Raw genomic sequence first — 25,777 nt, forward strand, 5'->3', positions numbered from 1 at the left:
TGGATTGTCTGTTTTAAAATAGTCGTATAAACAAGTTTGTGAAATAATGAGCAAGAGGGAGAGGGAATCTATGATGAAAAAAGTACTAATGTTAAACGGTGTGAATCTTAATATGTTTGGAAAACGTAATCCGAAGGTGTACGGAACTATTACCCTAGATGAAATTAATGAAAACATGAAAAAGTTAGCAGAAGAGTTAGATCTAGAACTTGAAACATTCCAAACGAACTGTGAAGGAGAAATGGTAGATCGCATTCATCAAGCCTATCGTGAGAAGGTCGATGCAGTGATTATTAATGCTGGTGCATGGACTCACTATAGCTACGGAATTCGCGATGCTTTAGATATTTTAGAAGTACCGTTTATTGAGATTCATATGTCTAATATCCATGCAAGAGATGAATTTAGACATCGTTCTGTATTCGCAGATATTGCTAAAGGTCAGATTAGCGGTTTTGGATGTGACAGCTATTTATTAGGGTTAAGAGCAGCAAAAACTCTTATTGATGAAAAGCAATTGCAAGAAGCTTAAAACAAAAAGCTAGCAGGCCCATGAATAAAGGGTTCCGTTTTCGTGTACTTTCTTAATTAAATACACAAGACAAGACGTATGAATTGGCATACGTCTTGTCTTTATTTATTAACGTTTCTACGAAATCCCATTAACTTTGACATAGCAATTGACATCATTATTAAGATGGACAATAAGTATTGTACAATTAAAAAAGAGGGTAAAAACTTATGTCATCTTCCAGTGCCGTTTCGATCTTTATAAACTGGTCGATAAAAAGCTGCTGATTCCCACATCTAGGTTTAAGAGGGTCCGCACTTATCGGTTGGGGGATCAGGTTAAGCACCCGAGCTGATAAATAGACGGAGAAATTCCGCTTAATTAGTAATTATTATTAAAAAAGGCTTAAATAGACGGAGAGATTCCGCCTATTGGCTCGAAAAATGCCAAAATGGGGGATTTTGCTTTGCATAAGCGGAAATCCTCCCCTTATTTACCCAGAAACGAGCGCCATTCTGCATTTAACCGAAAAATCTCCGCTTATTTTACTTTTGCTAGTTACTCGATTAAGGCCAAGACATCTTATTTAAAAGGGAGTGAGTTTTATCTCAAAAATCCAAGAGAACCTCATTTTGATGCATTACGGTGAACCGTATCACAGGTAAGTGAGGTTTTATATAAATACCGTTTTTGTATTCATAATAAAGAAACTCGCCAATTACTATGGCGAGTTTTACTTTTTTATATACGAATAACGATGCCAATACGACTGTCATTTCGGCACGTATTTTAAGAAAAGTACTTCAAAACGGAACCCTTTAGCCCATGAACTGCTAGCTTTGTTATTTCAGATACGAACGTAGTTGTTGTAATTTGGCTTTTCCGAAGTGACCCTCTAAGGTTGTTAAGGCACTTTCCACTACAAATTGCCTCTTATTATTAGGTTGCAAAAGCTCCTCCAGAATGAAATCGAGTAGCTCTGAATACTTCTCGAATTCAGAAACGTTCATCAGTTCCTTTTTAAGAGACATAATTTCAAATGTTACCTTTTCTTTATAGGATTGCTCTTTCTTATGACAGGAGGGTGACCATTCTTCTAATAACTCAGGAGCTAGAAGTTGTTCCTGAGTTTCTCCTACATCCTTTATAAATGTTAATAATCGATTCACGGAATACCGTACGACTCGTTCCGGATTACTATATAATTTATTTGCCTTTCGTTCATATTTTAGATTATGGTGCAAAATAGCAGTAAACATAATAGCCCCGTCAAGAAGGTAGAGTTTTTTACTCTCTCCAAAAATATCATTTAGCCGTTCATATACCCATCTTAATAGTCTTAATTGAATATTACTGATAAACTTCTTTAACTCTACATCATTTAAAAATAACACCTCTTCATACAGAGGAATTAGGTTTGTGGCACGATGTGTCTTAACTTGAAGTGTCATTTGTTTAATAAATATCTCAATATCTGACGGATCTTTTCCAATTAATAGTTGGTTTCTTTCATGCTCAAACTTTTTTTGTATGTCTCGGAAAATGGCCATGAGTAGTTCGTTTTTGGAAGAAAAGTAATTATAAAATGTTCCTTTTGAAATACTACTATAATCTAAAATGTCTTGAATGGAGGTTGCTTGAAACCCTTTTTCTACAAAAAGCTGATGTGCGGTATTTATAACGTGCTGCTTCCGATCATTCATCGTATCACCTAAATTAGTATTTGGACTCACTGTATAAATGTATAGTAACTTATTTTTCTGAAGGTTACAAACCCATTATTTAGCTGTGTTTTTCCATTGCATTTTTTGTACTGAGGGTATAATATATGTAAAGTATATAACATAAGTATATTTTATTGGACTTATAGTATAGGAGGAACATACATGGCTGAAAAACAAGATAAACGGCCGCCATACGGAATTATTGGAGTTCTGTTAATTGGGGCGTTCATTACGTTTTTAAATAACACTTTATTAAATATTGCTTTGCCATCCATAATGAAGGATTTAGAGATAGAAGCTGCAACGGTTCAATGGTTAACTACTGGCTTTATGCTTGTTAACGGGATATTAATTCCGGCTACTGCCTTCTTGATACAGAAATATTCTGTTCGAAATTTATTTTTAGTCGCCATGAGTTTATTCACGATCGGTACACTAGTGGCTGGTGTGGCTCATGAATTTCCGATTCTTTTAGCTGGACGTATGCTTCAAGCATCAGGATCTGCCATTATGATGCCATTGCTTATGAACGTAATGCTCGTTAGCTTCCCAATTGAAAAAAGAGGAACAGCGATGGGGGTATTTGGTTTAATCATCATGTTTGCCCCAGCCATTGGACCAACATTATCTGGATGGATTATCGAACACTATGATTGGAGAATGCTTTTCCACTTTATTACACCTATTTCAGTATTAGTGGTATTAATCGGATTCTTCCTTTTAAAAGATAAGAAAGAAAAGAGCAATCTTCGTTTAGACTTTTTCTCATTAGTTTTATCAAGTATAGGATTCGGTGGAATACTGTACGGATTTAGCTCGGCGGGAAGCAAGGGCTGGGACAGTCCGCATGTGTACCTGGCTATTGCAGTCGGTTTCATTTCGCTAGTAGTATTTATTTTAAAACAAATAAAGCAAGACAATCCATTGTTAAACTTTAGAGTGTTTAAATATCCAATGTTTGCCTTGTCATCTTCTATATCCATGGTAACAAACATGGCATTATTCTCAGGAATGATCCTTATTCCGATTTATGTTCAAACGATTCGTGGAATTTCTCCACTGGACGCGGGGTTAATGCTCCTACCAGGTGCCATCGCAATGGCTATTATGTCTCCTATTACGGGGAGATTGTTTGATAAATTTGGTGGTCGAGTATTGGCGCTAATTGGTTTAGGAATCACTGTTATCACTACGTATGAGTTTAGTCAGCTAACGGTGGACTTAAGCTATACTCACTTAGTAATACTTTATACGGTTCGAATGATTGGGATGTCATTTGTTATGATGCCTGTTTCAACAAACGGATTAAATCAGCTTCCGACTCGTTTCTATCCACATGGTACGGCAATGAACAATACGTTAAACCAAGTGGCTGGGGCAATCGGAACGGCATTACTAGTTACGGTTATGTCTAATCGTACAGAAACACACGCCAAAGAACTTGCTGACGAAGCCATGAAGACGGCTGCAGGTCAAGGAGCAGCTCAACCAACTGCTGAAATGATCGCTCAAATGAAAGAGCAGATTATGATGAAGGCAATGCTCGAAGGAATTAACGATGCATTTCTAGTGGCTACAGGGATATCTATTGTTGCATTCATCCTCGCATTCTTTATCAAACGTGCAACACAAGCGGAGGATCCGATAGAAGAAAAAGAAGAGCCAAACGTTGTATCTGCAAAGCTAGCTGAAAACTAATAATCGTACGGAAGACCCTCAAAATTGAGGGTCTTTTTTGCAGAATAGATTCACTAGATATGATTACACTAACTACGTACATATTAAATAGAAGGAGGTTTTACTATGCAAGGTTATGATAACCAAGGGTTTTCTCCAGATGAGTTTAAACTTTCTAAGTCTGGATTCGATCCTGCAATGCCTGGACACACGAATCAGCATATGAATGAAATGATATTAAGACAAGAACCAAGAACGGCTCGTAAAGAAGGATCTGGGATCAGTCTTCCTTATGAAACGAGACTCGAAATGGGACTTCAGCTTGATGAACACCTATGTGCCCTAAATGTAGCTTTACACCAGTACACGAAGCACCACTGGTTAACGGAAGGGGCAGAGTCGTTTGGAAGTCTGCATCATATACTTGATGAACATATTGATGTAACGGAAAAGCATATTGATGATGTAGGGGAAAGAGTGGCTAGACTTGGAGTGGTACCTACTGCTCATCCAGTAACGCAACACGAAATCTCTTATATTAAGCATGAAGTAGAGGGGCGTTACACGGTACGTGATTACCTTCGAAATGATCTTGAACACGAAATAAAAATCCAAGGCATGATGAGGAAGACGATTAAACGTGCACATGAATTAAATGATTTTGGAACTGTTCAAGTGTTAGAGGACATCCTATTAAAGAGAGAGGATCTAGGATATCATCTATGGAGTCTCCTAGAAGATGATACTCTTGTTCGCGGCATGACGCATTTACTGGATGAAAACAATAACATTGCACATAACCGCCATTTAAACGATAATTTACCGAACTAATATGGATAGGAAAAGACGATTGGGCTTTTTAGCCAGTCGTCTTTTTTATATCCCTGTGTAAGTAATTGCTTGGAGAAAGTAGCTGATTGCCATATGATAAACATAGTACATATATTTGCTAAGAATTGGGTGTTGTAGATGAACATATTACTTGTCGAGGATGATAAAATCATTGCTTCAGGCCTTGAATACTCTCTCCAGCAGGATCAGTTTTCAACCATACTTTGTTACAATGTGGAATCAGCAAAGAAGGTAATAAAGGAAAAACTCAATGAAATTGATCTCTGTTTATTTGATTTATCACTACCAGACGGAAGTGGTTATGACCTTTGTCGATTGGTAAAAGAACATAGTGATGTGCCTGTTATCTTTTTAACTGCTATTGATGATGAGGGGAATGTGGTCATGGGGCTAGATATGGGGGCGGATGATTATATTACAAAGCCATTCAGAATTCGTGAGCTTTTATCTCGTATAAACACTGTATTACGACGCTATCAAAAGCAGACACAGTCAATGTTGGACATTGAATCCATTCGCATCAATACCCTTGAGGGGAAAGTATATAAAAATGGGATGGAGGTTCAAGTAACCGCCCTAGAGTATCGCCTTCTCCTAATTTTTGCGAACCATTATGGGCAAGTGCTTTCAAGGAGCCAGTTATTAGAACAGATTTGGGATGTGGCTGGTGACTTTGTTAACGATAATACGCTGACCGTTTACATAAAAAGACTAAGAGAAAAGCTAGAGGATGATCCGCAAAACCCAACGATTATCAAAACCATTCGCGGATTAGGATACAAGATGGGAGAGTAGTATGTTAAGAAATCGAGAATTTCAGCTTTTTGTTATATTGCTTTTCCTGATTGGGGGAACAGCTACGGTGGTCGCCTCTCTATCCCTTTTACAGCCAGTAGTACTCATGGTACTAACATCTCTCCTTTTTATCGCTTGTAGCATCGCTTTTACTTATTGGCGCTATGGGGAAATTAAGCAACTCTCAGGATATCTTCGAAAAATAAGCTCAGGTGAACCGTCACTTGATATTCGTGACAACTATGAGGGAGAACTTAGTATTTTAAAAAGTGAAATATACAAAGTAACCATCATGCTTTCTGAGCATAAAGCACTGCTGCAAAGGGATAAGGTACACTTAACTGATGCGATATCTGATATCTCCCATCAGTTAAAGACGCCTTTAACCTCTATGATGGTAATGGCTGACTTACTAAGTGCCTCTACCTTATCAGAAGGAAAGAGGAAGGAATTTACGAATAATATTCAGGTCCAGTTAGAACGAATTGAATGGTTAGTATCTTCTTTATTAAAGCTATCAAAACTAGATGCAGGGACCATCGCGTTTAAGAAGGATCAAGTAAACGTGAAGCAGCTTATTGAAAAATCGGTAGAACCATTATTGATTCCTATGGATATAAAAGACCAGAAATTAATCATTGATGGGGAAGACGGTGTTTCCTTTTTAGGTGACTTCCATTGGACACAGGAGGCACTCATTAATGTGTTGAAAAATGCCGTGGAGCACACAAAAGAAGGTGGAGAGATACGGATTCATTATGCTGAGAATCCCCTTTTTACAGAAATTTCGGTTGCTGATAATGGGGAGGGAATTGCGAAGGCTGATCTTCCGTATGTGTTCCAGCGTTTTTATAAAGGGAAAAATGCGAGCGAAGAGAGTGTGGGAATTGGATTAGCGATGGCACACAGCATGATTACAAGGCAGAATGGAACACTTGAGGTAAAAAGTAAAGAAGGGCTCGGAACCACGTTTCTTTTTAAAATATATAAATAATAGCCTTAAGTGACAAAATTGTCACCTTATTAGTCACTTGATAGTCATTTTTGGCCGATATACTAAAATGTATCAAGGGCCTAATGGAGGGACAGGATGGAAATTTTACGTATTGAACATTTATCTAAGGTGTATGGAAAAGGAGAAACAGCGGTTAAGGCGCTCGATGATGTGTCTTTTTCCATTAATAAAGGGGAATTTGTGGCCATTATTGGGCCATCGGGTTCTGGGAAGTCTACACTGCTACATCTTCTAGGTGGTGTCGATAGACCAACAAGCGGGAAGGTATTTGTTGATAACACAGATATCTATGAGCTAAATGAAACACAGCTAGCAATTTTTCGAAGAAGACAAATCGGACTAATCTATCAATTTTATAATTTAATTCCTATTTTAACAGTGGAGGAGAACATCACGCTTCCTCTTCTCTTAGATGGACATCAAGTGGATAAAAAGCAGTTTGAAGAGATTGTGAGTATTTTAAATATACAAAATCGATTGCTCCACCTGCCTAATCAGCTTTCGGGTGGACAGCAGCAGCGTGTGTCCATTGGACGTGCATTAATTAGCAATCCAGCTATTATGCTAGCAGATGAACCAACCGGTAATCTAGATAGTAAAAATAGTGAAGAGATTATCGATTTATTAAAGAGATTTAATAAAACGTACCAACAGACGTTGATCGTCATTACCCATGACGAGCGAATTGCCCTACAGGCTGATCGGGTCATTGCAATAGAAGATGGCAAGATCACCAAGGATGAGGTGATTCGTCCGTGAATATTGTCAATAAGCTAACGATTAGGCATTTGAAGCAAAATAAGAGAAGGACGTTGGTCACAATCATTGGGGTGATTATTTCAGTCGCAATGGTGACTGCCGTGACCACATTAGGGGCTTCTTTTTTAGATTTAGCAAAAAGACAAGCTATCTCAAATGATGGGGAATGGCATGTTGTTTATGAGGATGTAAATCTGGAGCAGGTAGAAGCGATCAAGTCAGATGAAGAAACAAAAAAGCTGATCCTTTCAAGTGACCTTGGCTACGCTCCTCTGGAAGGAAGCCAAAATGCATATAAACCTTACCTATTTGTGAAAGGCTTTAGTTCGGAAGGGTTTGAACAGTTTCCGATTGAGTTAAGTGAAGGTCGGTTACCGGAAAATGAAAATGAAATTATCATTAGTGATTCGATTGAATCCAATGGCAAGGTGCCATTAAATATTGGAGATCAGCTTACCTTACCTGTTGGAGACCGTATGTTGGTAGATGAGGCAGGAAATCAAACAAAGTTTGACCAACAGACCGATCTGCAGATGATGGAAGAAGAAATCATTGAAGAGCTGCAAAATCAAGAAACGCATCAATATACCGTCGTTGGAGTGATGAAAAGAGTTTCATGGGAACTAAACTGGGCTCCAGGTTATACGGTAATCACTAGTATTGATAAGTCCGTGTTAGATGAGAATGGTTCTGTTAATGCGGTAGTTGTATTAGAAAAGGTGAAGAAGTCATTATTCAAACACGCGGAACAGCTTGCAAAAGAAAATGATATTTCAAAGGTTGATTTTAATAGTGAATTGCTTCGTTATTATGGTGTTTCGGACGATGATAATCTGAACCGAACGTTATATTCATTATTAGCGATTATTATGTCTGTTATTATCATTGGTTCAGTGGCTCTAATTTATAATGCCTTTGCGATTTCTGTTTCTGAACGTGCTCGCCATTTAGGGATGCTTTCTAGTGTAGGAGCTACCAAAAGTCAAAAGAGAAACTCTGTGTTTTTTGAAGGTTTCATCATTGGTTTAATAAGTATACCAATCGGTCTCTTGTCAGGAATTGGAGGGATGGGTGTTACCTTTTGGTTTATTAATCAGTTTCTTGAAGGGGCGCTTGGTGTTTCGGTATCTCTAGAATTAACGATCACAGCGTATTCCATCATAGGTGCTTGCCTTGTATCAATGCTGACCATCTTTATCTCTACGTTTATACCGGCGAGAAAGGCTTCTAAAATAACAGCTATCGATGCCATTCGTCAAACAGCAGATATCAAGCTTACTGGTAAAACCGTAAAGACATCAAAATTCATTCGTCGAATGTTTGGAGTGGAAGCAGAAATCGGGCTGAAAAATTTAAAGCGGAACAAGGGTAGATACCGGGTGACTGTTTTTTCACTTGTTATCAGTATTGTCTTATTTTTATCCGTTTCGTTTTTTACCGATAGTTTAAAAAAGTCTTTATTACTATCTCAGGATGGGATTAACTATGATATTCAGATTGGAGCTTCGGAAGCATCCATATCTAATGTGGAAGTGCTTTTTGAAAATATTCGGACACTCCCTGATGTAACCAACTCTAGTACGATGAGAAGGCTGGATCTAGCTACGTTAGTCGAGAAAGAAAAGATTCCAGACGAATTAGTAGAAACAATGGGGATTGAGGATGGGAAGGCTACGTACTATCTCAGTCTAATTGGTCTCGATGAAAAAAGCCTAAAAGAATATGCTGATCAGGTAGGGGTAGATGTTAGTCGGTTGACTGATGCAAATCATATTTCGGGTATTATTGTTGACACTATTTCTTATCAAGATGGGAAAACAGGTAAGTTTATAGAAACCAAGAGCATAAAAACGTCAGTCGGTGAGAAGGTAGAACTGCTTTCCCAAGATTTTGACACTGGTGAGATAATGCCTTTAGAGAAACATCTTGAGGTAGCTGGATTGACCGATCAGTTGCCAATGGGAGTATACTCATCAGGAGTGGGTGGTCTAAATATTATTGTTTCTGATCAAGTCATTGATCAATTGGTGAATGAGAAATTAGCCGATAATCTACAGACTGAACTCTTTTTAATGTCAGATGATCCATTGAAGACACAGCAAGAAATCGAGGATATGAAGGAAACGAATCTTTATATTTATAATGTGTACCAAAGTAGACAGCGGGAAGAACAGTTAGTGATGCTATTGTCTATTTTTACGTATGGTTTCATTGTACTCATTACGGCTATTTCAATAGCTAATATATTCAATACGATTTCCACTAGTATTTCCTTAAGGAAGCGGGAATTTGCGATGTTGAAATCAGTGGGAATGACTGCAAAAGGCTTTAATAAAATGATTAGCTATGAAAGTATTTTCTATGGATTAAAAGCACTGCTGTATGGGTTACCGATCAGTATGGGTATCATGTTCCTCATTTATAAAGGGACTATGAATAGTTTTACGTACCCGTTTTGGATTCCGTGGCTTAGTCTTGGGATTTGCTTTGTCTCGGTATTTGTAATTGTCGGATCAGCCATGCTGTATTCCATCGCGAAAGTGAAGAAGGATAATATTATTGAGGTATTGAGGCAGGAGAATATTTAGATTAAGGAGATGAACATTTGCATGGGGCGATGTTCATCTTTTTTTATAGAGGGAGCCTGAGGAAAATGGGAATCGGAGGCGGCGAAATTTCGGATGGCAAATAAAGTCCGGGAATAGCAAATAAATTTTTCGAATCGCAAATAAAATCTGGGAATCGCAAATAAATTTTTCGAATCGCAAATAAAATTCGGAAATCGCAAGTAAATTCTTCGGATCGCAAATAAATTATTAAAATCGGTAAAAAATCCAAAAATAGAGTAAAAAATCTACTAATCCCCGAAGAAAATCAATAAAAAAATTAAGTTTAGCTGTAATTTTCACACGATTTATTAAAAAATATTTAAAAATCTACCATCCCTATAAAAACAACAATTCTCTCCTTCACCTCCTAAAGTCAACAACAATATTTTACCAAAACAAACATTTTCTACTTGCTAATCTACTAAACTACCGTTACTATTAAATTTGTAATATCTAGATATAGATATATAAATGTGAAAACTTAACTATATATTGTGTTGTTTGCCTTAAGATTAGATGCCGTACGGCTTAATTGGGAATCTGGTGAGAGACCAGAGCTGCCCCCGCAACTGTAAATGCTGACAAAATGAACAGACCACTGTGTAGATTGCTTACCGATGTAGGTGCCTAGATGGGAAGGGTTCAAAGTAGAGTGAAGCATAAGTCAGGAGACCTATCTTACTTAAGATGTTTCAACTTTCTCGGGGATTGGGAAGATGAGACGATGGCGACAGAAGACAAAATCAGATCAATGCCTTTTTGTCTTTTGCTGAAATCGTTTCATCCGCTCAAGGACTACTGAGCGGATTTTTTATTTTCAGGAGGGACGATCATGACAGTAGTAGATTTGCAAGAAGAATATAAGTCAGTGTTAAAAGCAATTGAAGAGTGTTCTGTAACCTATCAGCTTGATACATCTGACATGACTAGAATGGTAAATGAATTAGAGGTAGCTAAAAAAGATGTGAGCCAACAAGCTTTGTTTTACTCCTTAAATAACATTGCCATGGACCAGCCAGATTGGACATTTGTTGCCGCGCGCATATACTTAACAGAACTTTACAAACAGGCTTCGCAAAATAGAAACTATGATTCATCACATACATATGGGAATTTTTATGAATTGCTAGTCACGTTAACAGAGAAAGGCATTTACTCTCCTAAACTACTGCAAATGTATACGGAGGAAGAAATTATACAATTAGCAGGGGCAATCGATCCAGAAAGAGATAAGCTTTTCAACTATATTGGTCTGTTTTTATTTGCTGACCGTTACCTTGCAAGAGATCATGACAGAAGAGTATACGAACTCCCTCAAGAACGCTTCTTAGTCATTGCAATGACTATCATGATGAACGAGTCGAAAGAAAAAAGGGTAGAGCTAGTAAAAGAGGCGTACTGGGCATTAAGCCATCTATATATGACAGTCGCAACACCAACTCTATCAAATGCCGGTAAGAGCTTTGGTCAGCTTTCGTCATGTTTTATTGATACAGTCGATGATTCGCTAGATGGTATTTATCTAAATAACTGGGATATTGCTCGCTTAAGTAAGGAAGGTGGCGGCATCGGAATCTATTATGGAAAGGTTCGTGCTCTCGGTTCTGATATTAAAAGATTCAAGGGAATGTCTTCAGGGGTAGTACCTTGGATCCGCCTGATTAATGATACAGCCGTTAGTGTGGACCAGTTAGGTCAAAGACAAGGTGCGGTTGCCATCTACTTAGATGTATTCCACAAAGACGTGATGAATGGCTTCCTTGAACTAAAGACCAATAATGGGGATGAGAGAAGAAAGGCTCATGATATTTTTACAGGAGTCACCATCCCAGATTTATTTATGGAAAAGCTTCAAGAGAAGGATGAAAACGGCAGAAGTGTTGGGGAATGGCATACGTTTTGTCCACACCAAGTAAAGCAGCTGATGGGCTGGAAGGACGAGAACGGAAACCCGCTTGGTCTTGAAGACTTTTATGATGAAAAAGATCGAAAGTATTTTACGGAAAAATACGAAGAAGCCGTGAATCAGCCTCTTTTACCAAGAAAAACCTACCGAGCGATGGATATTATGGCCCGAATTATGGTGGCTCAGCTTGAAACAGGTACGCCTTATATGTTCTACCGAGATGAGGTAAATCGTCAAAATCCGAACAAGCGTGCAGAAGGAAGAACATCCATCTACTGTAGCAATTTGTGTACAGAAATTGCCCAAAACATGTCGAGTACCACGATTGTAAAAGAATACAAGGATGAAGATGGCAATCTAGTCATCGTGAGAAAGCCAGGCGAGTTTGTTGTATGTAATCTATCTTCTATCAATCTACCGAAGGCTTATCGTGCGAATGAGCTTGAACGGTTAATAGCGATTCAAGTGCGTATGTTAGACAATGTCATTGATCTGAATACCATTCCGGTCGGACAAGCTGAATTAACCAATCAAAAATATCGAGCGGTCGGGCTAGGTACGTTCGGATGGCATCATCTGTTGGCCTTACAATCGATCCATTGGGAATCAGAGGAAGCGGTCCAGTTTGCCGATGAACTATATGAAGATATTGCCTATTATACGATCCGAGCTTCTATGGAGCTTTCAAAAGAAAAAGGATCATTCAGCCAATTTGAGACTTCTGAGTGGGCTACAGGAAAATACTTTGAACGAAGAAACTACACTTCTGAGCGCTGGAGTGAGCTAAAGGAACAAGTAAAGACAAGCGGTATTCGTAATGGCTGGCTGATGGCGATTGCACCGAATTCTTCCACTGCGAAAATTGGCGGATCTACAGATGGAATTGATCCGTTGTACGCAGTTGAATATGCGGAGGAAAAGAAGAACTTTAAGTTCAAGGTAACCGCACCTGACTTGAATCATCGCACATACACGTACTACCGAAGAGCAAGGCATGAATTAGACCAAGTGTGGAGTATTCGCCAAAATGCTGCTCGTCAACGCCATATCGACCAATCAATCAGCTTTAACTTGTATGTGAGACACGATATTAAGGCAAAAGACTTACTTCATTTACACATAGAAGCATGGAAGCAAGGCTTAAAAACAACGTATTACGTAAGAAGTACTTCACAGTCAGAAATTGAAGAATGTGAAGCTTGCCATAGCTAAGGTTTGAAAGGAGAAGTGACTATGTCAATCAACGCCCCATTAAATAAAATCAAACTGTTGAATCCTACGTTTCCAAATCGTTCAACAGGTATTATTAACGGACAATCTTCTGGTCTATTAAACTGGAATGATATCGCCTACCCACAAATGTATGATTTGTATCAAACATTGCTGTCTAATTTTTGGAAGGCGCAAGAGATCAATATGCAAGATGATATTAAACAGTGGGATTCATTGTCCTCACACGAAAAGGATATCTTTTTACGGGTCAATACGCAGCTTGCCTCCCTTGATAGCCTTCAAACACCAACGATGAGTCAAGTACTAGATTATGTGACCGATTCTAGCTTCAAGGCCATCTTTGCTGTAATCGCTCAACAGGAAGCCGTTCATAACGAATCGTATTCATATATATTAAGTTCATTGGTTCCGGTCAGTGAACAAAATGCCCGCTTTAACCAGGCGAAGGATGATCCGATCGTACAAAAGAGAAACCAGCTGATCTTGGATGCGTATGAAAAGTTCCGTTCACATCCATCCGCTCAAAACCTCTATGAACTTGGGATTAACTCCATTATTTTAGAAGGGATCTACTTCTATGCGGGCTTTGCCTTTTTCTACAATCTTGCTCGTCAGCAAAAGATGTTAAAGACAAGTACAATGATCAGCTATATCCAAAGAGATGAGATGCAGCATGCGTATTTTATTTCTCAGTTTGTACGTATTATGTTAACGGAAAATCCAGAGCTAAATAGCGAGGAAAACATTCAATATGCGTACGATCTCATCAAAGAAGCGGTGGATTTAGAGAAAGAATGGGCTGGAGAAATTTTAAAAGACATCAACGGAATTGACTTGGAAGAATTCGGACAATACGTAGAGTATTTGGCCAATAAAAGACTTCGTCAATTAGGTTTGGATCACCTTTATGGTGACCGTGACAACTCCATGCCATGGATTCAAGTGTTTAGTGACGAAATGATCAATGAAACCAAGTCAGACTTTTTCGAGCAGAAATCCCGTACCTATACAAAGGTGACGCAGTCCAATGGCTTTGACGAATTATAAGGGAAAAGTAGCGATTGTCTATTCATCTGTCACGGGGAATACAGAAGAACTTGTTCGTATGGTAGCAAGCTGCTTTCAATCACGGTCTGTATCTACTGATTTGTTTCGAGTAGAAGATTTTCTCCTCGCTAACATCCACGATTATGATGGTTTGGTCATTGGGACCTACACTTGGGGCAATGGAGAAATTCCAGTAGAAATGATGCCTGTGTACCAAGAAATAGAACGTCAAAATGTTCGGCAACTTGCCACGAGCGTGGTTGGAACAGGAGATTCCTTTTATCCTTCTTTTTGTGGAGCGGTGGATGAATTTAGGGATATGCTCTATGTGCATACCTCTTTAGTAGCCACGTTAAAGGTGGAATTACAACCACAGTTCAAGGATTATGAAAAATGTGAAAAATTGGTTGAGTTAATGATAGAAAGAATTCAAAGTCAAACTTATAGTACAGTGTAAAAAGAAAGGTAGTGGGCTCTTGTCCACTACTTTTTTTAATGGATGTTTTTGTGATTTTTCTGATTTATTTTAATTGTAACACAAGGTAATACATGGTATTTTAAATATATGTTAGGTTTTATTACATGGATTGTTAGAAAATAAAACATTTTTTGTCATAAATAGAGTAGGGAGGGTTTGGAGTGAAACTGACATCACGCGAGATGGAAAAGTTAATGATTGTTGTTGCCGCAGATCTTGCTCGTCGCAGACAAAATCGTGGATTGAAGCTTAATTATCCGGAAGCGATAGCGATCATCACTTACGAAGTATTAGAGGGAGCAAGGGACGGAAAAACAGTAGCTCAATTAATGAGTTACGGATCTACCATTCTATCAAAAGAGGACGTGATGGAAGGTGTTGCAGAGATGATACCGGATATTCAAGTGGAAGCTACCTTCCCGGATGGAACAAAGCTTGTGACTGTACACGACCCAATACGATGAAGAGGAGAGAATAAGTTGATACCTGGTGAATACGTACTGAAAACAGAACCGATTATCTGTAATGAAAATAAAGAGTCTATTACGATTCAGGTGTTGAACAGAGGAGATCGCCCCATTCAGATTGGCTCTCATTTTCATTTTTATGAGGTGAATAAGGTATTGCAATTTGATCGCCAGCAAGCGTTTGGAAAGCATTTAGATATTCCAGCAGGGACGGCTGTGAGATTTGAGCCGGGAGATGAAAAAGAGATAGAACTGGTCTCCTTCTCAGGAGAGCAGAAGGTGTATGGTTTGAATAATTTAACGAATGGCTCTATTGCAAAGGGGGAGAAATAGGTGAGCTTTCGCATCTCTCGAAAACAATACAGTGATATGTTTGGACCAACCGTTGGTGATGCAGTAAGGCTAGCTGATACTGAGCTTTTTATTGAGATTGAGAAAGATTTTACTACGTACGGTGACGAAGTGAAGTTCGGCGGTGGAAAGGTCATCCGTGATGGGATGGGGCAGCATCCCTTAGCTACAAGCGAAAAGACAATGGACCTTGTGTTCACCAATGCCATTATCGTAGATTACACCGGCATCTATAAAGCAGATATTGGTGTGAAAAATGGCTATATTGCTGCGATCGGTAAGGCGGGAAATTCACTATTAATGGATAACGTAAATGTACCCGTTGGAGCGGGTACGGAAGTGATTGCGGCTGAAGGATTGATTGTGACAGCAGGTGGAATTGATGCACATATCCACTTTATTTGTCCACAACAAGTGGAAACGGCTATCTCTTCTGGTGTTACCACGATGATTGGTGGCGGGACAGGACCTGCCACTGGTACGAATGCGACTACTTGTACACCCGGGCCTTGGAATATTCATCGAATGCTTGAAGCAGCAGAAGAACTTCCGATAAACATTGGCTTTTTAGGAAAAGGCAATGCATCACTTGCAGATCCGTTAAAGGAACAGATAGAGGCTGGTGCTATTGGCTTGAAATTACACGAAGATTGGGGAACGACCGCCTCGACGATAGACACAAGCTTAACGGTTGCCGACGAATTTGATGTTCAGGTTGCGATTCATACAGATACATTAAATGAAGGTGGATTCGTGGAGGATACTCTTGCGGCTATTGGAGATCGCGTCATTCATACCTATCATACAGAAGGGGCAGGAGGGGGACATGCTCCAGATATTATTAAAGCGGCTAGCATGCCCAATATCTTGCCTTCTTCAACCAATCCAACAAGACCATTTACGGTGAATACTCTTGAAGAACACTTGGACATGCTAATGGTTTGTCATCATTTGGATCCTAGTGTACCGGAAGATATTGCGTTTGCTGATTCAAGGATTCGAAAGGAAACAATCGCAGCGGAAGATATCTTACATGATCTCGGTGTGTTTAGTATGATTTCCTCTGATTCACAAGCAATGGGACGAGTCGGTGAGGTGATCACGAGAACGTGGCAAACCGCAGACAAAATGAAAAAGCAAAGAGGGAAGCTTGAGCAGGATAAGGGGTTAGGGGACAACTTTCGTGTGAAAAGATATATAGCTAAATATACGATTAATCCAGCAATTACTCATGGGATATCAGAGTATGTAGGTTCTGTTGAAGTGGGTAAGTTAGCTGATTTAGTCGTATGGGATCCGGCGTTTTTTGGGGTGAAACCGGAGATCGTCGTAAAGGGTGGTTTCATTTCTTATAGTTTAATGGGAGACCCGAATGCGAGTATTCCCACTCCTCAACCAGTGGTGTATCGTCCTATGTTTGGTTCTCTAGGAAGGGCGAAATACTCCACTTGTATGACATTTGTGTCAAAAGCGGCACTTGAGAAGAAGGTTCCTGAGAAGCTTGGTTTACAAAAAATCATAAAGCCTGTATCGGGTATTAGGAGCTTATCTAAGAAAGATATGATTTTAAATGGAGAAACACCAGAAATAGAAGTGGATCCGCAAACGTATGAAGTTAAGGTAGATGGAAAACTGGTGACTTGTGAGCCAGCTGAGGTACTCCCGATGGCGCAACGCTATTTCTTATTTTGAGGTGATTACATGATTATTGAAAAAGTTATTGGCAATCTTGCCACGTTAAAAGAACGATCTCCACATGTCGAGCGAGTGTATTTACAAAGTGACGATCTCGTCAAACGAATTCAAAGAGTGGTCACTGACCATGGTCACGAGATTGGCATTCGTTTACGTGAAACTCGTGAATTGGTGGACGGGGATGTCCTTTATATGGATGAAAAAAATATGATTGTCATCTCTGTAAAGGAGGATGACCTTCTAACCATTATGCCAAGCTCCATTCAACAGATGGGGGAAATTGCTCATCAGTTAGGCAACCGTCATATTCCGGCACAATTTGAAGGAAATGAAATGCTTGTTCAGTATGACTATTTAGTGGAAGAACTGTTGCAGCAACTAGCTATTCCGTACAAAAGAGAACAGCGGAAGGTGAGACAGGCGTTCCGCCATATTGGACATTCTCATGATTAACCCGGTCTTCTCCCTCCTCCAGTTATGCGACTCGAATTTTCCATCAGGAGCATTTTCGCACTCCTTTGGGATCGAAACGTATATTCAGGAAGGAGATATTCATGATAAAAATAGCTTCTATCAGGCATTAATGTTGTATATTCAGAAGCAGCTTGTTTATACCGATGGGTTAGCCTGTTATCTATCCTATGAAGCTATTGAGAATGATGATTGGGACCGTTTGATAGAATTAGATCATTTGTTATATACCTCTAGTCTCGCGGCCGAAACGAGAATAGGAACTCGTAGAATGGGAGAGCGAATGGCGAAGCTTTGCTTGGAGTTGTATCCATCATCTACTTTACTAAATTATGTAAAGTGGATGAAGGAAAAGAGAGTGTACGGTCATCCAGCGCTTGTGTTTGCGATCGTGACAAATGGGTTGAGTGTTGGAAAGGAAACAGCTGTTGGGAGTTATTTATTTTCAACCATTTCCACCATAGTACAAAACGGGGTGAGGGGGATTCCGCTCGGTCAAACGGATGGGCAGAAAATAGTATTGGAGATTCAACAGGTGATAGAGGAGGCTGTGAATACAATAGCTAACCTAACTATAGATGATTTAGGGGCGGTTTCCCCGGGGCTTGAAATCGCTCAGATGCGTCATGAGCGGCTACATGTACGATTATTTATGTCTTAAAAAAGGAGGAATAAGTGATGGAACCAATACGAATTGGAGTGGGTGGCCCTGTTGGAGCAGGGAAAACTATGCTTGTTGAAAAATTAACTCGAGCCATGGAAGCGGAACTAAGTATGGCTGTTGTGACAAACGATATTTATACAAAGGAAGACGCCCAGTTTTTAATTAAAAACGGTGTATTACCAGAGGATCGCATTATTGGGGTAGAAACAGGTGGTTGTCCACATACCGCGATTCGAGAAGATGCATCGATGAACTTTGCGGCGATTGAAGAGTTACAGGAAAAACATCCCGACCTTGAACTGATTTTTGTAGAAAGTGGTGGAGATAATTTAGCGGCTACTTTTAGCCCAGAATTAGTTGATTTTTCGATCTATATCATTGATGTGGCGCAAGGGGAGAAAATCCCTCGAAAAGGCGGACAAGGAATGATTAAGTCGGATCTTTTTATCATAAACAAAACCGACTTGGCTCCGTACGTTGGAGCAAGTCTTGAAATTATGGAACGTGATACGATCTCTGCTCGTGGAGAAAAGCCATATATTTTTACGAACTTGAAGGACGAAATAGGCTTAGATCAAGTGGTTGAGTGGATTAAAAAGGAAGCTTTGTTGATGGGATTAGAATCATGAGTCCAACCGGGTTGTTACACCTTGTGGCAAGAAGGAAGGGTAACAAAACGATCATTGCGAATTGCTATTATGAGGGAGCTTTTAAGGTAACAAGACCTGTCTATCTCGAAGAGGAGTCTCCAACTATTTACCTTATTCATGTGGGTGGGGGATATGTTGATGGAGATTGCTATTCTACCAATCTACTGGTAGAAGAAGGAGCTGAGATTTCTGTAACGACCCAGTCGTATACAAAAGTGTACAAAACTCCGAACTCCCCTGTTACTCAAGAGATGAGCATTACCCTTAAAGCGGATAGTTTGCTAGAGTATATGCCAGATCCACTTATCGCCTATGAAGGTGCACGATACATTCAACATACAGAGGTACATATGGAAGAGGGAGCGTGTCTCTTCTATTGTGATATGACGACACCGGGCTGGTCGGAAGGTGGAGCACCATTTCAATACGATAGCATACGCTCAAAGGTAAAGGTATATAAGGAAGAGAGGCTTATCCTGTTTGATCATTTATGGTTAGAACCAAGGTCTGGAATCAGTCATTTAATGCAAATGGAACAGTATACACATATGGGTACGTTTATCATCCTTCATAAACAAGCTGGAAAAAAATTTGGAGATCAATTATATGAGTATGTGAAAGATCAGGTGAACGGTGGGAAAATAGGGATATCGAACCTGCCTGAAAATGGTGTGATCATTAGGATGTTTGCTAATGACACGAGATCAATTGAAAAGGTCATTACCTATGCACATCAATATGCTAGGAAGCAGCTTCTCAAGAAACCAGATCTGGTCTTAAGAAAATAGAAAGAAGGGTGAGGGATTGGTTGGGTTATTTACAACAATAAGTTTAGGCTTTTTATTAGGAATCAAGCATGCGATAGAACCTGACCATGTGATTGCCGTTTCCACTGTTGCCTCCCAAAGTAAAAAGATTTGGAGATCGTCGTTAATAGGGGTTTTTTGGGGGATTGGGCACACGGCAACTCTCCTTTTAACAGGAGTCTTAATGATCTTATTAAAAGGAAATATTCCCGAAGAGTGGGCAATGTCATTGGAATTTTTAGTTGGAATCATGCTAGTATACTTCGGTGTGACTACTTTTCAATCGATAAAGAATTACAATAAGCATACGGCTCATGAACCGAATCAGATGGGAAAACGAACGTCACTTAAGGCGGTATTCATGGGTTTTATCCATGGGTTGGCAGGCAGTGCGGCTATGGTGTTGTTAACATTGAGTACAGTCAGTACCTTGTGGGAAGGAATAGTGTACATCCTTATTTTTGGATTAGGAACGATTGTCGGGATGCTTGTGTTTACAACCATTATTGGCCTTCCTTTTATTTATAGCGCTCGAAAATTTCGTATAAATAAGTTTTTTACACAAGTGACAGGTGTGGTGAGTGCTATTTTCGGTGTTTACTATATGTATAATTTGGGTATAAATGAGGGTCTCTTTCATTTATGGCTTCAATAACAGCTAGAGGGACTGCATTTGCGAGGCAGTTCCTTCTTTGTGTGTTTTTTAATAGACAAATGCGAAAATATTAAACTAGTATTATATGTATATCTAAATAAATAATTCCTAAAATACCATTCTTTGTTAAAATAAAAGAGTAAGGGTATATTACAGGGGGAAGAAACAATCTAATAGTATTTACGCTGCATGAAGACATAATCGTACTATTAAATTCTTTCGGAATGCAGCAAGTTTATGGAAAAAAGGGGTATAGTAAGTTTTGAAAATATCAGATAAAGAGTTGATGGATGCTTATGCTGCAGCGTTGAAGTTGGCTTTAGAAAATGAGTTTATACAGTTGTTAGAGGAAGAAATAGACAAAAGAAATTTAAGGCATTTAGTAGAAAACTATTTAATTGAGCAGTGATTGGCATTCGCTAGATACAATTAGATAGATAAAAAACCTTTAGGCGCAGGTTTGGCAGGTTAAAATAATGAGAAGTAAGTGCGATTCTATATATTTGTAGGAGCAAACCTTTAAGGGAATCCGCTAATTTTAGTTTATAGGGGATAGGGAATTGACAGAAACTTACTTGGAATTACATGCAATGGATAAAGAACTATTGTTTGAGGCATTTACCCATGCGCCATTAGGAATGGTGTTGTTAGGGATAAATGGGAAGATCGTGAAAACAAACTCGTCCTTTTGTCATTTTACAGGATATTCAAATGAAGAAATCGCTCAATTAGGGCTAAGGTATTTATTGTATGAAGAAGACTATGTAACGATAGATTTAAATTATCGAAAGTTAGCATCTGGAGAGGTAGATGCTTTTCAATTAGAAAAGCGGTTTGTACATAAGAATGGTGAAGTGATTTGGGGCTCAATTAGTGCCCATAAGGTTAGTACGTCGCAAGCGGATTATATTATTGGCCAAGTGGTGGATATCACAGCTAGAAAACAGATGGAACCAGAAATGGAGAAGCTTAAATCCCAGCTAGAATCATTTATTGATCATCATTTAGATCCTATTCTGATTTTTAATGAAGAAGGAATTCTTACAAAAGCTAACACTGCGTTTGAAGTAGATTTTGGTTGGAATCTTCAGGAATTAATTGGCGTTAAAATGCAAGATGTGAGATTTTTGGCAGAGGAAGAAAAAGAGGAAATAAAGGAAAAGGTCCTTCGGGGAGATTGTGTTGAAGGATACGAAACAACCGTTAAAAAGAAAAATGGTATTGCAAAGGATGTAATGATTACAAGCTTTCCGATTAAGGACAATCAGGGAATCAAGAACGGGATAGCTGTTAGTTTTCGTGATATAACAGACCGAAAACAAGCGGAAGAACTAATGATTCAGTCGGAAAAGCTTTCTATTGCCGGACAATTGTCAGCAGCGATTGCGCATGAAATTCGAAATCCAATTACGGCTATTAAAGGCTTTTTAAAGCTATTGCAAAACTCTAATGAAAAACAGCTGTATTACGAAATTGTTGAGTCAGAAATAGCTAGAATTGAACTGATATTAAGTGAACTATTATCACTTGCAAAGCCACAAAAAAACAATTTTAAAGAGACCGATTTACGCTTAACCTTAAAGCAATGTATTTCATTATTAGATGCAGAAGCCAATATGAAAAGTGTGCAGGTGGATTTAAAGCATGGTAGTCATCTACCAATTATTCATTGTGATGAGAACCAAATTAAGCAAGTGTTCATTAATTTTATGAAAAATTCTTTTGATGCAATGCCTAATGGGGGATCTTTACATATTGAGATGGAAAATTGTATGCCTTCTGGTATAACCATTCGTTTCAAAGATACTGGCTGTGGAATACCGAAAGATATCCTATCCAAGATAGGGCAGCCCTTTTATACAACGAAAGAAACGGGAACTGGCTTAGGGTTTATGGTAAGTAAGAATATTATCGAAGGCCATAGTGGCACCGTACATATATCAAGTGAAGTAAACGTAGGAACAACGATTGAAATCGTTTTGCCCTGCTTTAGTAACATATAATAACCTCATCCAAAGTGGATGAGGTTATTATTTTTGTTTGTTCGTTTATCCGATATAAGCAATGATTCCTTCGTTGTCGTCTAAATGTAGCTTAATAGGAGCATATGGATCTCTTCCTAAATATTCATCGAGCCAAAGGCGTAACGCTTCAATTAAATTTGCAGTGATAAGCACTTGTTTTCGATCATCTACAAACACTTCAGCAGAAAAACCATAGTCATCGTCATACATAAGCTCTACTTCCACTGCTTCTGGATTTACTTGCTTTTTCTTAGCTACATAAACACAAACAGCATTAATGATATCTTGCTCAGAGATCATTAACCTCTCCATGGGTTCGTATTCTCTTGCTTCTTTTTCTTTTTAAGAGCGGTAAAAACCATGCGAATGATGTTAATTAAGATGATAATAGCAAACACATTTACCATGAATCCAAGAATGGAACCTAAGATCCCCATGTTTGCAAATAGACTACCAAATAGTAGACCAGCCAGTCCACCGATCATAAGTCCCTTCATAAGACCGCCAGAGAAGAACCCCTTATTTGATGTTGTTGTAGACTTAGTTGTAGTTGTCGAATCCGATTTTTTATTTTGAAAGAATGAATTGTTGTTGTTGGTAGTTGTATTCGTATTATTGTTAAAGCTTCTTTTTCCTGATTTATACGATTTTGCTTCCACTGTCGTTGTGTGATCTTGGAACACAATGTTTCCAACTGGTGAAAAAATGAGTGCTGCCATTAGCAAAGCTGATAGTAACTTTTTCATTTCTTTTGTTTTCCCCCTGTAATGTATTGTTCTACTACTCTATTGTATACGAATAAAAGGAGAAAGGGTTTCATTTTTATAAAAATAAATAGAATGGAAAGAGGTTCCATTCTATTATTGAGGAATTAGGATGCTTTTGTTTCTACTAGTTGGGATTGAACGGGCTTCTTTTCGAAGGTTCCTAGGAGCAATCCAATAGCTGTTCCAACTAAAGCAGGAGTAATCCATTCGAGACCAACTGAGGCAAATGGGAGTGCTTTTGCCACGCTTTGTAATAATCCTAGGTTTACTCCGGCTGTGGCCAGGCCACTATTAACAGCAAAAACACCAGTAAATAACATCGCACTTCCATATACTTTACGAATATTTTTGTAATAACGACTAAAGAAAGTCAACACAGTTAAAACGATGGTTAGCGGGTAAGCAGTCACAAGAAACGGAACAGAAACTTTTAAAATTTGTGCAAGTCCCATATTGGAAAGTGTAAATCCAATGAGTGTAACAATAAGGGCCACTGTTGGATAACTTACTTTTGGTAGAAGCTTGGAGAAGTATTGGCCACATGCAACGGTAAGACCGACGACTGTTGTAAAGCAAGCTAGGGTGAAAATGACTCCTAGAAGTGCCTTGCCGCTTGAACCAAGTAAAAGTGTGGATACTGCTGTTAACAAATCCGTGCCACTTGCATACGAACCAGTAGCAGCCATTTTTCCACCTATAAGTCCTAGGCTTACATAAACTAATGAGAGTAGAACGCCAGCTACAAGTGCTGCTTTCAATGTATACTTGGTTAATTGTTTCTTATCTGTAATTCCTCTTTGCTTAATCGCAGATAAAATAACGATTCCAAACGCAAGAGCGGCAAGCGCATCCATTGTGTTATATCCTTCGATGAAGCCTGTGGAAAAGGCGTTTGCTTGATACTGCTCAGTAGGAGTTTGTAAACTGTCATCCATATTAATTAAACCGATTGTACATAAAGTAACCATAGCAACGAGTAAGACCGGAGTGATCCAGCGCCCCATATATTGTTCCATCTTCGAAGGGTTTAAACTCACTACAAATACAAGTGCAAAAAAGACGGAAGAAAATACTAATAGAACGAAAGATGAGTTGAAGGAGCTTCCTAAGAATGGTTTGACTCCCATTTCATAAGCGACTGTTGCATTCCTCGGGATGGCTAAGAATGGTCCGATGGAAAGGTACACAATCACCATGAAAATTGTGCTGAACCATGGATGAACACGATTGCTGATTTCTTCAGCTCCATCTTTGACTAGTGATACGGCAAGGAGTACTGCGAAGGGCAATCCTACACCTGTTAAAATAAATCCGCCAATAGCTAGCCAGTAAGAGGTTCCCGCTTGTGCTCCTAATACAGGAGGGAAGATTAAATTTCCAGCTCCGAAAAACATTGAGAATAACATTAATCCGATAACTAAAGTGTCAAATTTCTTCATTTTCTTTTCCCCTTTTCTATTTTAGAAAAATAAAAAGACCCGCCCCTAATGAAAGGGACGAGTCTGATAGCTCGCGTTACCACCCTAATTCCGCTGCAAAAAAGCAGTCGGCTCTTAGTCAACGTACCAACATACGTGATCCTTGTAACGGCGGAACCCGTCAAAGCTTACTATCGTTCGGCTTTGCATCTCGGAGATGATTTTCAGATTCAGCTTGAACATCGACTTTCACCATACGTCGACTCTCTTTAGTACAAGGGTTGAATCCTACTCTTCTCGTCATCAATTTGTAATATGTTAAATAATTTAACAAATGAAAAATGTTATGTCAATATATTTTGAACATTTATATTTTTATTAATTGGATGAATATAATTGTTATTCTCCGATGATTTCAATTCGATTACCGAATGGGTCTTCGATATAAATACGATCAACATTTGGAATAAGGGAATCCGCTTTGTACGGTACATGATTATTTTGTAGGTGATCTTTTAATGAGCTAAGGTTTTTAACTGTAAACGCAGGGTGAGCTTTTTTAGCTGGAGAAAAGTGCTCTTCGATACCGATATGAAGCTGTTGGTGACCACCGAGTTGAAACCAAACGCCGCCGCGTTTTTTTAGCACTGAGGGTTTTTCGATTTCTGCTAGACCAAGGATCGTGCTAAAAAAATGCCTTGCTTTATCCTCGCTGCCAGCCGGTGCAGCAAGTTGAATATGATCAATTTTTAAAAATGAAAAGTTCATACAATCGGTCCTTTCAGTGTTTGATAGTTTAAGTGTAGGAAGAAAGAGGTAATAAGTAAAATATGGAAATATTATGGTTGGGGATAAGGGTAGCTTATAGGTTTGAGTGCGTGGCAGGTTTTGTGGTTGCAAATAAATGATCAGGATCGCAAATAAAATCTGAGAACCGCAAATAAATTTCCGGATCGCAAATAAAATCTGAAAATCGCAAATAAAATTTCAAGATAGCAAATAAAATCTGAGAATCGCAAATAAATTACCAGGATCGCAAATAAAATCTCAGAATTGCAAATAAATCTCCAGGATCGCAAATAAAATCCGAGAATCGCAAATAAATCTCCAGGATCGCAAATAAAATAGTCAAGTCCTCAATATTGTGTAAATTCGGTACAAGTGTTTCCAACCAGTTTTTTACTTACTTGGCCTTTAACCAAA

25 protein-coding genes, 1 riboswitch and 1 other annotated feature are annotated in these 25,777 nt (G+C 38.8%); of the genes, 20 read left to right on the forward strand and 5 right to left on the reverse strand.

Annotated elements, in window-relative coordinates; genetic code table 11:
• Window positions 1-73: 73 nt before the first annotated feature.
• Window positions 74-532 carry a type II 3-dehydroquinate dehydratase gene (gene aroQ, locus ACRX5O_RS19025; protein ID WP_433907426.1) on the forward strand — a complete coding sequence of 153 codons (459 nt, stop codon included), beginning with the start codon at window positions 74-76 and terminating at the stop codon, window positions 530-532.
• Window positions 533-1,353: 821 nt separating this feature from the next.
• On the opposite strand, the gene ACRX5O_RS19030 is transcribed toward aroQ, so the two are convergent.
• Window positions 1,354-2,214: a TetR/AcrR family transcriptional regulator gene (locus ACRX5O_RS19030; RefSeq protein ID WP_433907402.1), complete on the reverse strand. Its 861-nt coding sequence runs from the start codon at window positions 2,212-2,214 to the stop codon at window positions 1,354-1,356.
• A 183-nt stretch (window positions 2,215-2,397) separates the two neighbouring features.
• On the opposite strand from ACRX5O_RS19030, the gene ACRX5O_RS19035 reads away from it, so the two are divergent.
• The 19 genes from ACRX5O_RS19035 (at window position 2,398) to ACRX5O_RS19125 (ending at window position 22,368) form a co-directional block, all read left to right on the forward strand.
• Window positions 2,398-3,933, forward strand: coding sequence for a DHA2 family efflux MFS transporter permease subunit (locus ACRX5O_RS19035; RefSeq protein ID WP_433907403.1), 1,536 nt, complete (start codon window positions 2,398-2,400; stop codon window positions 3,931-3,933).
• Window positions 3,934-4,038: 105 nt separating this feature from the next.
• Window positions 4,039-4,743: a Dps family protein gene (locus tag ACRX5O_RS19040; RefSeq protein ID WP_433907404.1), complete on the forward strand. Its 705-nt coding sequence runs from the start codon at window positions 4,039-4,041 to the stop codon at window positions 4,741-4,743.
• 138 nt (window positions 4,744-4,881) lie between these two features.
• A complete protein-coding gene (locus tag ACRX5O_RS19045) occupies window positions 4,882-5,559 on the forward strand; it encodes a response regulator transcription factor (protein WP_433907405.1) in 678 nt (225 codons plus the stop codon).
• Window position 5,560: 1 nt separating this feature from the next.
• Window positions 5,561-6,553 (forward strand): sensor histidine kinase, encoded by a 993-nt coding sequence (locus ACRX5O_RS19050; protein ID WP_433907406.1) that lies wholly within the window; start codon window positions 5,561-5,563, stop codon window positions 6,551-6,553.
• Window positions 6,554-6,649: 96 nt separating this feature from the next.
• Window positions 6,650-7,333, forward strand: a complete 684-nt coding sequence (locus ACRX5O_RS19055) for an ABC transporter ATP-binding protein (RefSeq protein ID WP_433907407.1) — start codon at window positions 6,650-6,652, stop codon at window positions 7,331-7,333.
• Entirely contained in the window at window positions 7,330-9,921 is a 2,592-nt protein-coding gene (locus tag ACRX5O_RS19060) for an ABC transporter permease (protein ID WP_433907408.1), read from the forward strand. The genes ACRX5O_RS19055 and ACRX5O_RS19060 overlap by 4 nt, the downstream gene beginning before the upstream one ends.
• A 518-nt stretch (window positions 9,922-10,439) precedes the next feature.
• Window positions 10,440-10,636, forward strand: a riboswitch (cobalamin riboswitch).
• A 138-nt stretch (window positions 10,637-10,774) separates the two neighbouring features.
• Window positions 10,775-13,060, forward strand: a complete 2,286-nt coding sequence (locus tag ACRX5O_RS19065; RefSeq protein ID WP_433907409.1) for a ribonucleoside-diphosphate reductase subunit alpha — start codon at window positions 10,775-10,777, stop codon at window positions 13,058-13,060.
• Between the two features lie 21 nt (window positions 13,061-13,081).
• Window positions 13,082-14,128 carry a ribonucleotide-diphosphate reductase subunit beta gene (locus ACRX5O_RS19070; RefSeq protein WP_433907410.1) on the forward strand — a complete coding sequence of 349 codons (1,047 nt, stop codon included), beginning with the start codon at window positions 13,082-13,084 and terminating at the stop codon, window positions 14,126-14,128.
• Window positions 14,109-14,585: a flavodoxin domain-containing protein gene (locus tag ACRX5O_RS19075; protein ID WP_433907411.1), complete on the forward strand. Its 477-nt coding sequence runs from the start codon at window positions 14,109-14,111 to the stop codon at window positions 14,583-14,585. The genes ACRX5O_RS19070 and ACRX5O_RS19075 overlap by 20 nt, the downstream gene beginning before the upstream one ends.
• A 182-nt stretch (window positions 14,586-14,767) precedes the next feature.
• Window positions 14,768-15,070 carry an urease subunit gamma gene (locus tag ACRX5O_RS19080; protein WP_119706623.1) on the forward strand — a complete coding sequence of 101 codons (303 nt, stop codon included), beginning with the start codon at window positions 14,768-14,770 and terminating at the stop codon, window positions 15,068-15,070.
• Window positions 15,071-15,085: 15 nt separating this feature from the next.
• On the forward strand, window positions 15,086-15,406 hold the full coding sequence (locus tag ACRX5O_RS19085) for an urease subunit beta (protein ID WP_433907412.1): 321 nt from the start codon (window positions 15,086-15,088) through the stop codon (window positions 15,404-15,406).
• Window positions 15,407-17,116, forward strand: coding sequence for an urease subunit alpha (gene ureC, locus ACRX5O_RS19090; protein ID WP_433907413.1), 1,710 nt, complete (start codon window positions 15,407-15,409; stop codon window positions 17,114-17,116).
• Window positions 17,117-17,125: 9 nt separating this feature from the next.
• Window positions 17,126-17,572 carry an urease accessory protein UreE gene (gene ureE / locus ACRX5O_RS19095; RefSeq protein ID WP_433907414.1) on the forward strand — a complete coding sequence of 149 codons (447 nt, stop codon included), beginning with the start codon at window positions 17,126-17,128 and terminating at the stop codon, window positions 17,570-17,572.
• Window positions 17,565-18,251 carry an urease accessory protein UreF gene (locus ACRX5O_RS19100; protein WP_433907427.1) on the forward strand — a complete coding sequence of 229 codons (687 nt, stop codon included), beginning with the start codon at window positions 17,565-17,567 and terminating at the stop codon, window positions 18,249-18,251. Before ureE ends, ACRX5O_RS19100 begins: the two co-directional genes overlap by 8 nt.
• Window positions 18,252-18,268: 17 nt before the next feature.
• Complete coding sequence (gene ureG / locus ACRX5O_RS19105; RefSeq protein ID WP_433907415.1) at window positions 18,269-18,883, forward strand: urease accessory protein UreG; 615 nt, start codon at window positions 18,269-18,271, stop codon at window positions 18,881-18,883.
• Window positions 18,880-19,692 carry an urease accessory protein UreD gene (locus ACRX5O_RS19110; protein WP_433907416.1) on the forward strand — a complete coding sequence of 271 codons (813 nt, stop codon included), beginning with the start codon at window positions 18,880-18,882 and terminating at the stop codon, window positions 19,690-19,692. Before ureG ends, ACRX5O_RS19110 begins: the two co-directional genes overlap by 4 nt.
• A gap of 16 nt (window positions 19,693-19,708) precedes the next feature.
• On the forward strand, window positions 19,709-20,365 hold the full coding sequence (locus ACRX5O_RS19115) for an urease accessory protein UreH domain-containing protein (RefSeq protein ID WP_433907417.1): 657 nt from the start codon (window positions 19,709-19,711) through the stop codon (window positions 20,363-20,365).
• Between the two features lie 262 nt (window positions 20,366-20,627).
• Window positions 20,628-20,774 (forward strand): sporulation histidine kinase inhibitor Sda, encoded by a 147-nt coding sequence (gene sda, locus ACRX5O_RS19120; protein ID WP_433907418.1) that lies wholly within the window; start codon window positions 20,628-20,630, stop codon window positions 20,772-20,774.
• Window positions 20,775-20,925: 151 nt separating this feature from the next.
• On the forward strand, window positions 20,926-22,368 hold the full coding sequence (locus tag ACRX5O_RS19125) for a PAS domain S-box protein (protein ID WP_433907419.1): 1,443 nt from the start codon (window positions 20,926-20,928) through the stop codon (window positions 22,366-22,368).
• A 45-nt stretch (window positions 22,369-22,413) separates the two neighbouring features.
• On the opposite strand, the gene ACRX5O_RS19130 is transcribed toward ACRX5O_RS19125, so the two are convergent.
• From ACRX5O_RS19130 to ACRX5O_RS19145, 4 genes are all read right to left on the reverse strand, one after another.
• Window positions 22,414-22,701: a YxcD family protein gene (locus ACRX5O_RS19130; protein WP_433907420.1), complete on the reverse strand. Its 288-nt coding sequence runs from the start codon at window positions 22,699-22,701 to the stop codon at window positions 22,414-22,416.
• Window positions 22,689-23,135: a hypothetical protein gene (locus ACRX5O_RS19135; RefSeq protein WP_433907421.1), complete on the reverse strand. Its 447-nt coding sequence runs from the start codon at window positions 23,133-23,135 to the stop codon at window positions 22,689-22,691. The genes ACRX5O_RS19130 and ACRX5O_RS19135 overlap by 13 nt, the downstream gene beginning before the upstream one ends.
• A 125-nt stretch (window positions 23,136-23,260) precedes the next feature.
• Complete coding sequence (gene brnQ, locus ACRX5O_RS19140) at window positions 23,261-24,595, reverse strand: branched-chain amino acid transport system II carrier protein (RefSeq protein ID WP_433907422.1); 1,335 nt, start codon at window positions 24,593-24,595, stop codon at window positions 23,261-23,263.
• A gap of 50 nt (window positions 24,596-24,645) precedes the next feature.
• Window positions 24,646-24,887 (reverse strand) — a binding site (T-box leader).
• A gap of 86 nt (window positions 24,888-24,973) precedes the next feature.
• Window positions 24,974-25,342 carry a VOC family protein gene (locus tag ACRX5O_RS19145; protein WP_433907423.1) on the reverse strand — a complete coding sequence of 123 codons (369 nt, stop codon included), beginning with the start codon at window positions 25,340-25,342 and terminating at the stop codon, window positions 24,974-24,976.
• Window positions 25,343-25,777 lie beyond the last annotated feature (435 nt).

The sequence above is a fragment of the Robertmurraya mesotrionivorans genome (assembly GCF_050971805.1).
Classification (GTDB): Bacteria; Bacillota; Bacilli; order Bacillales; family Cytobacillaceae; genus Robertmurraya_A.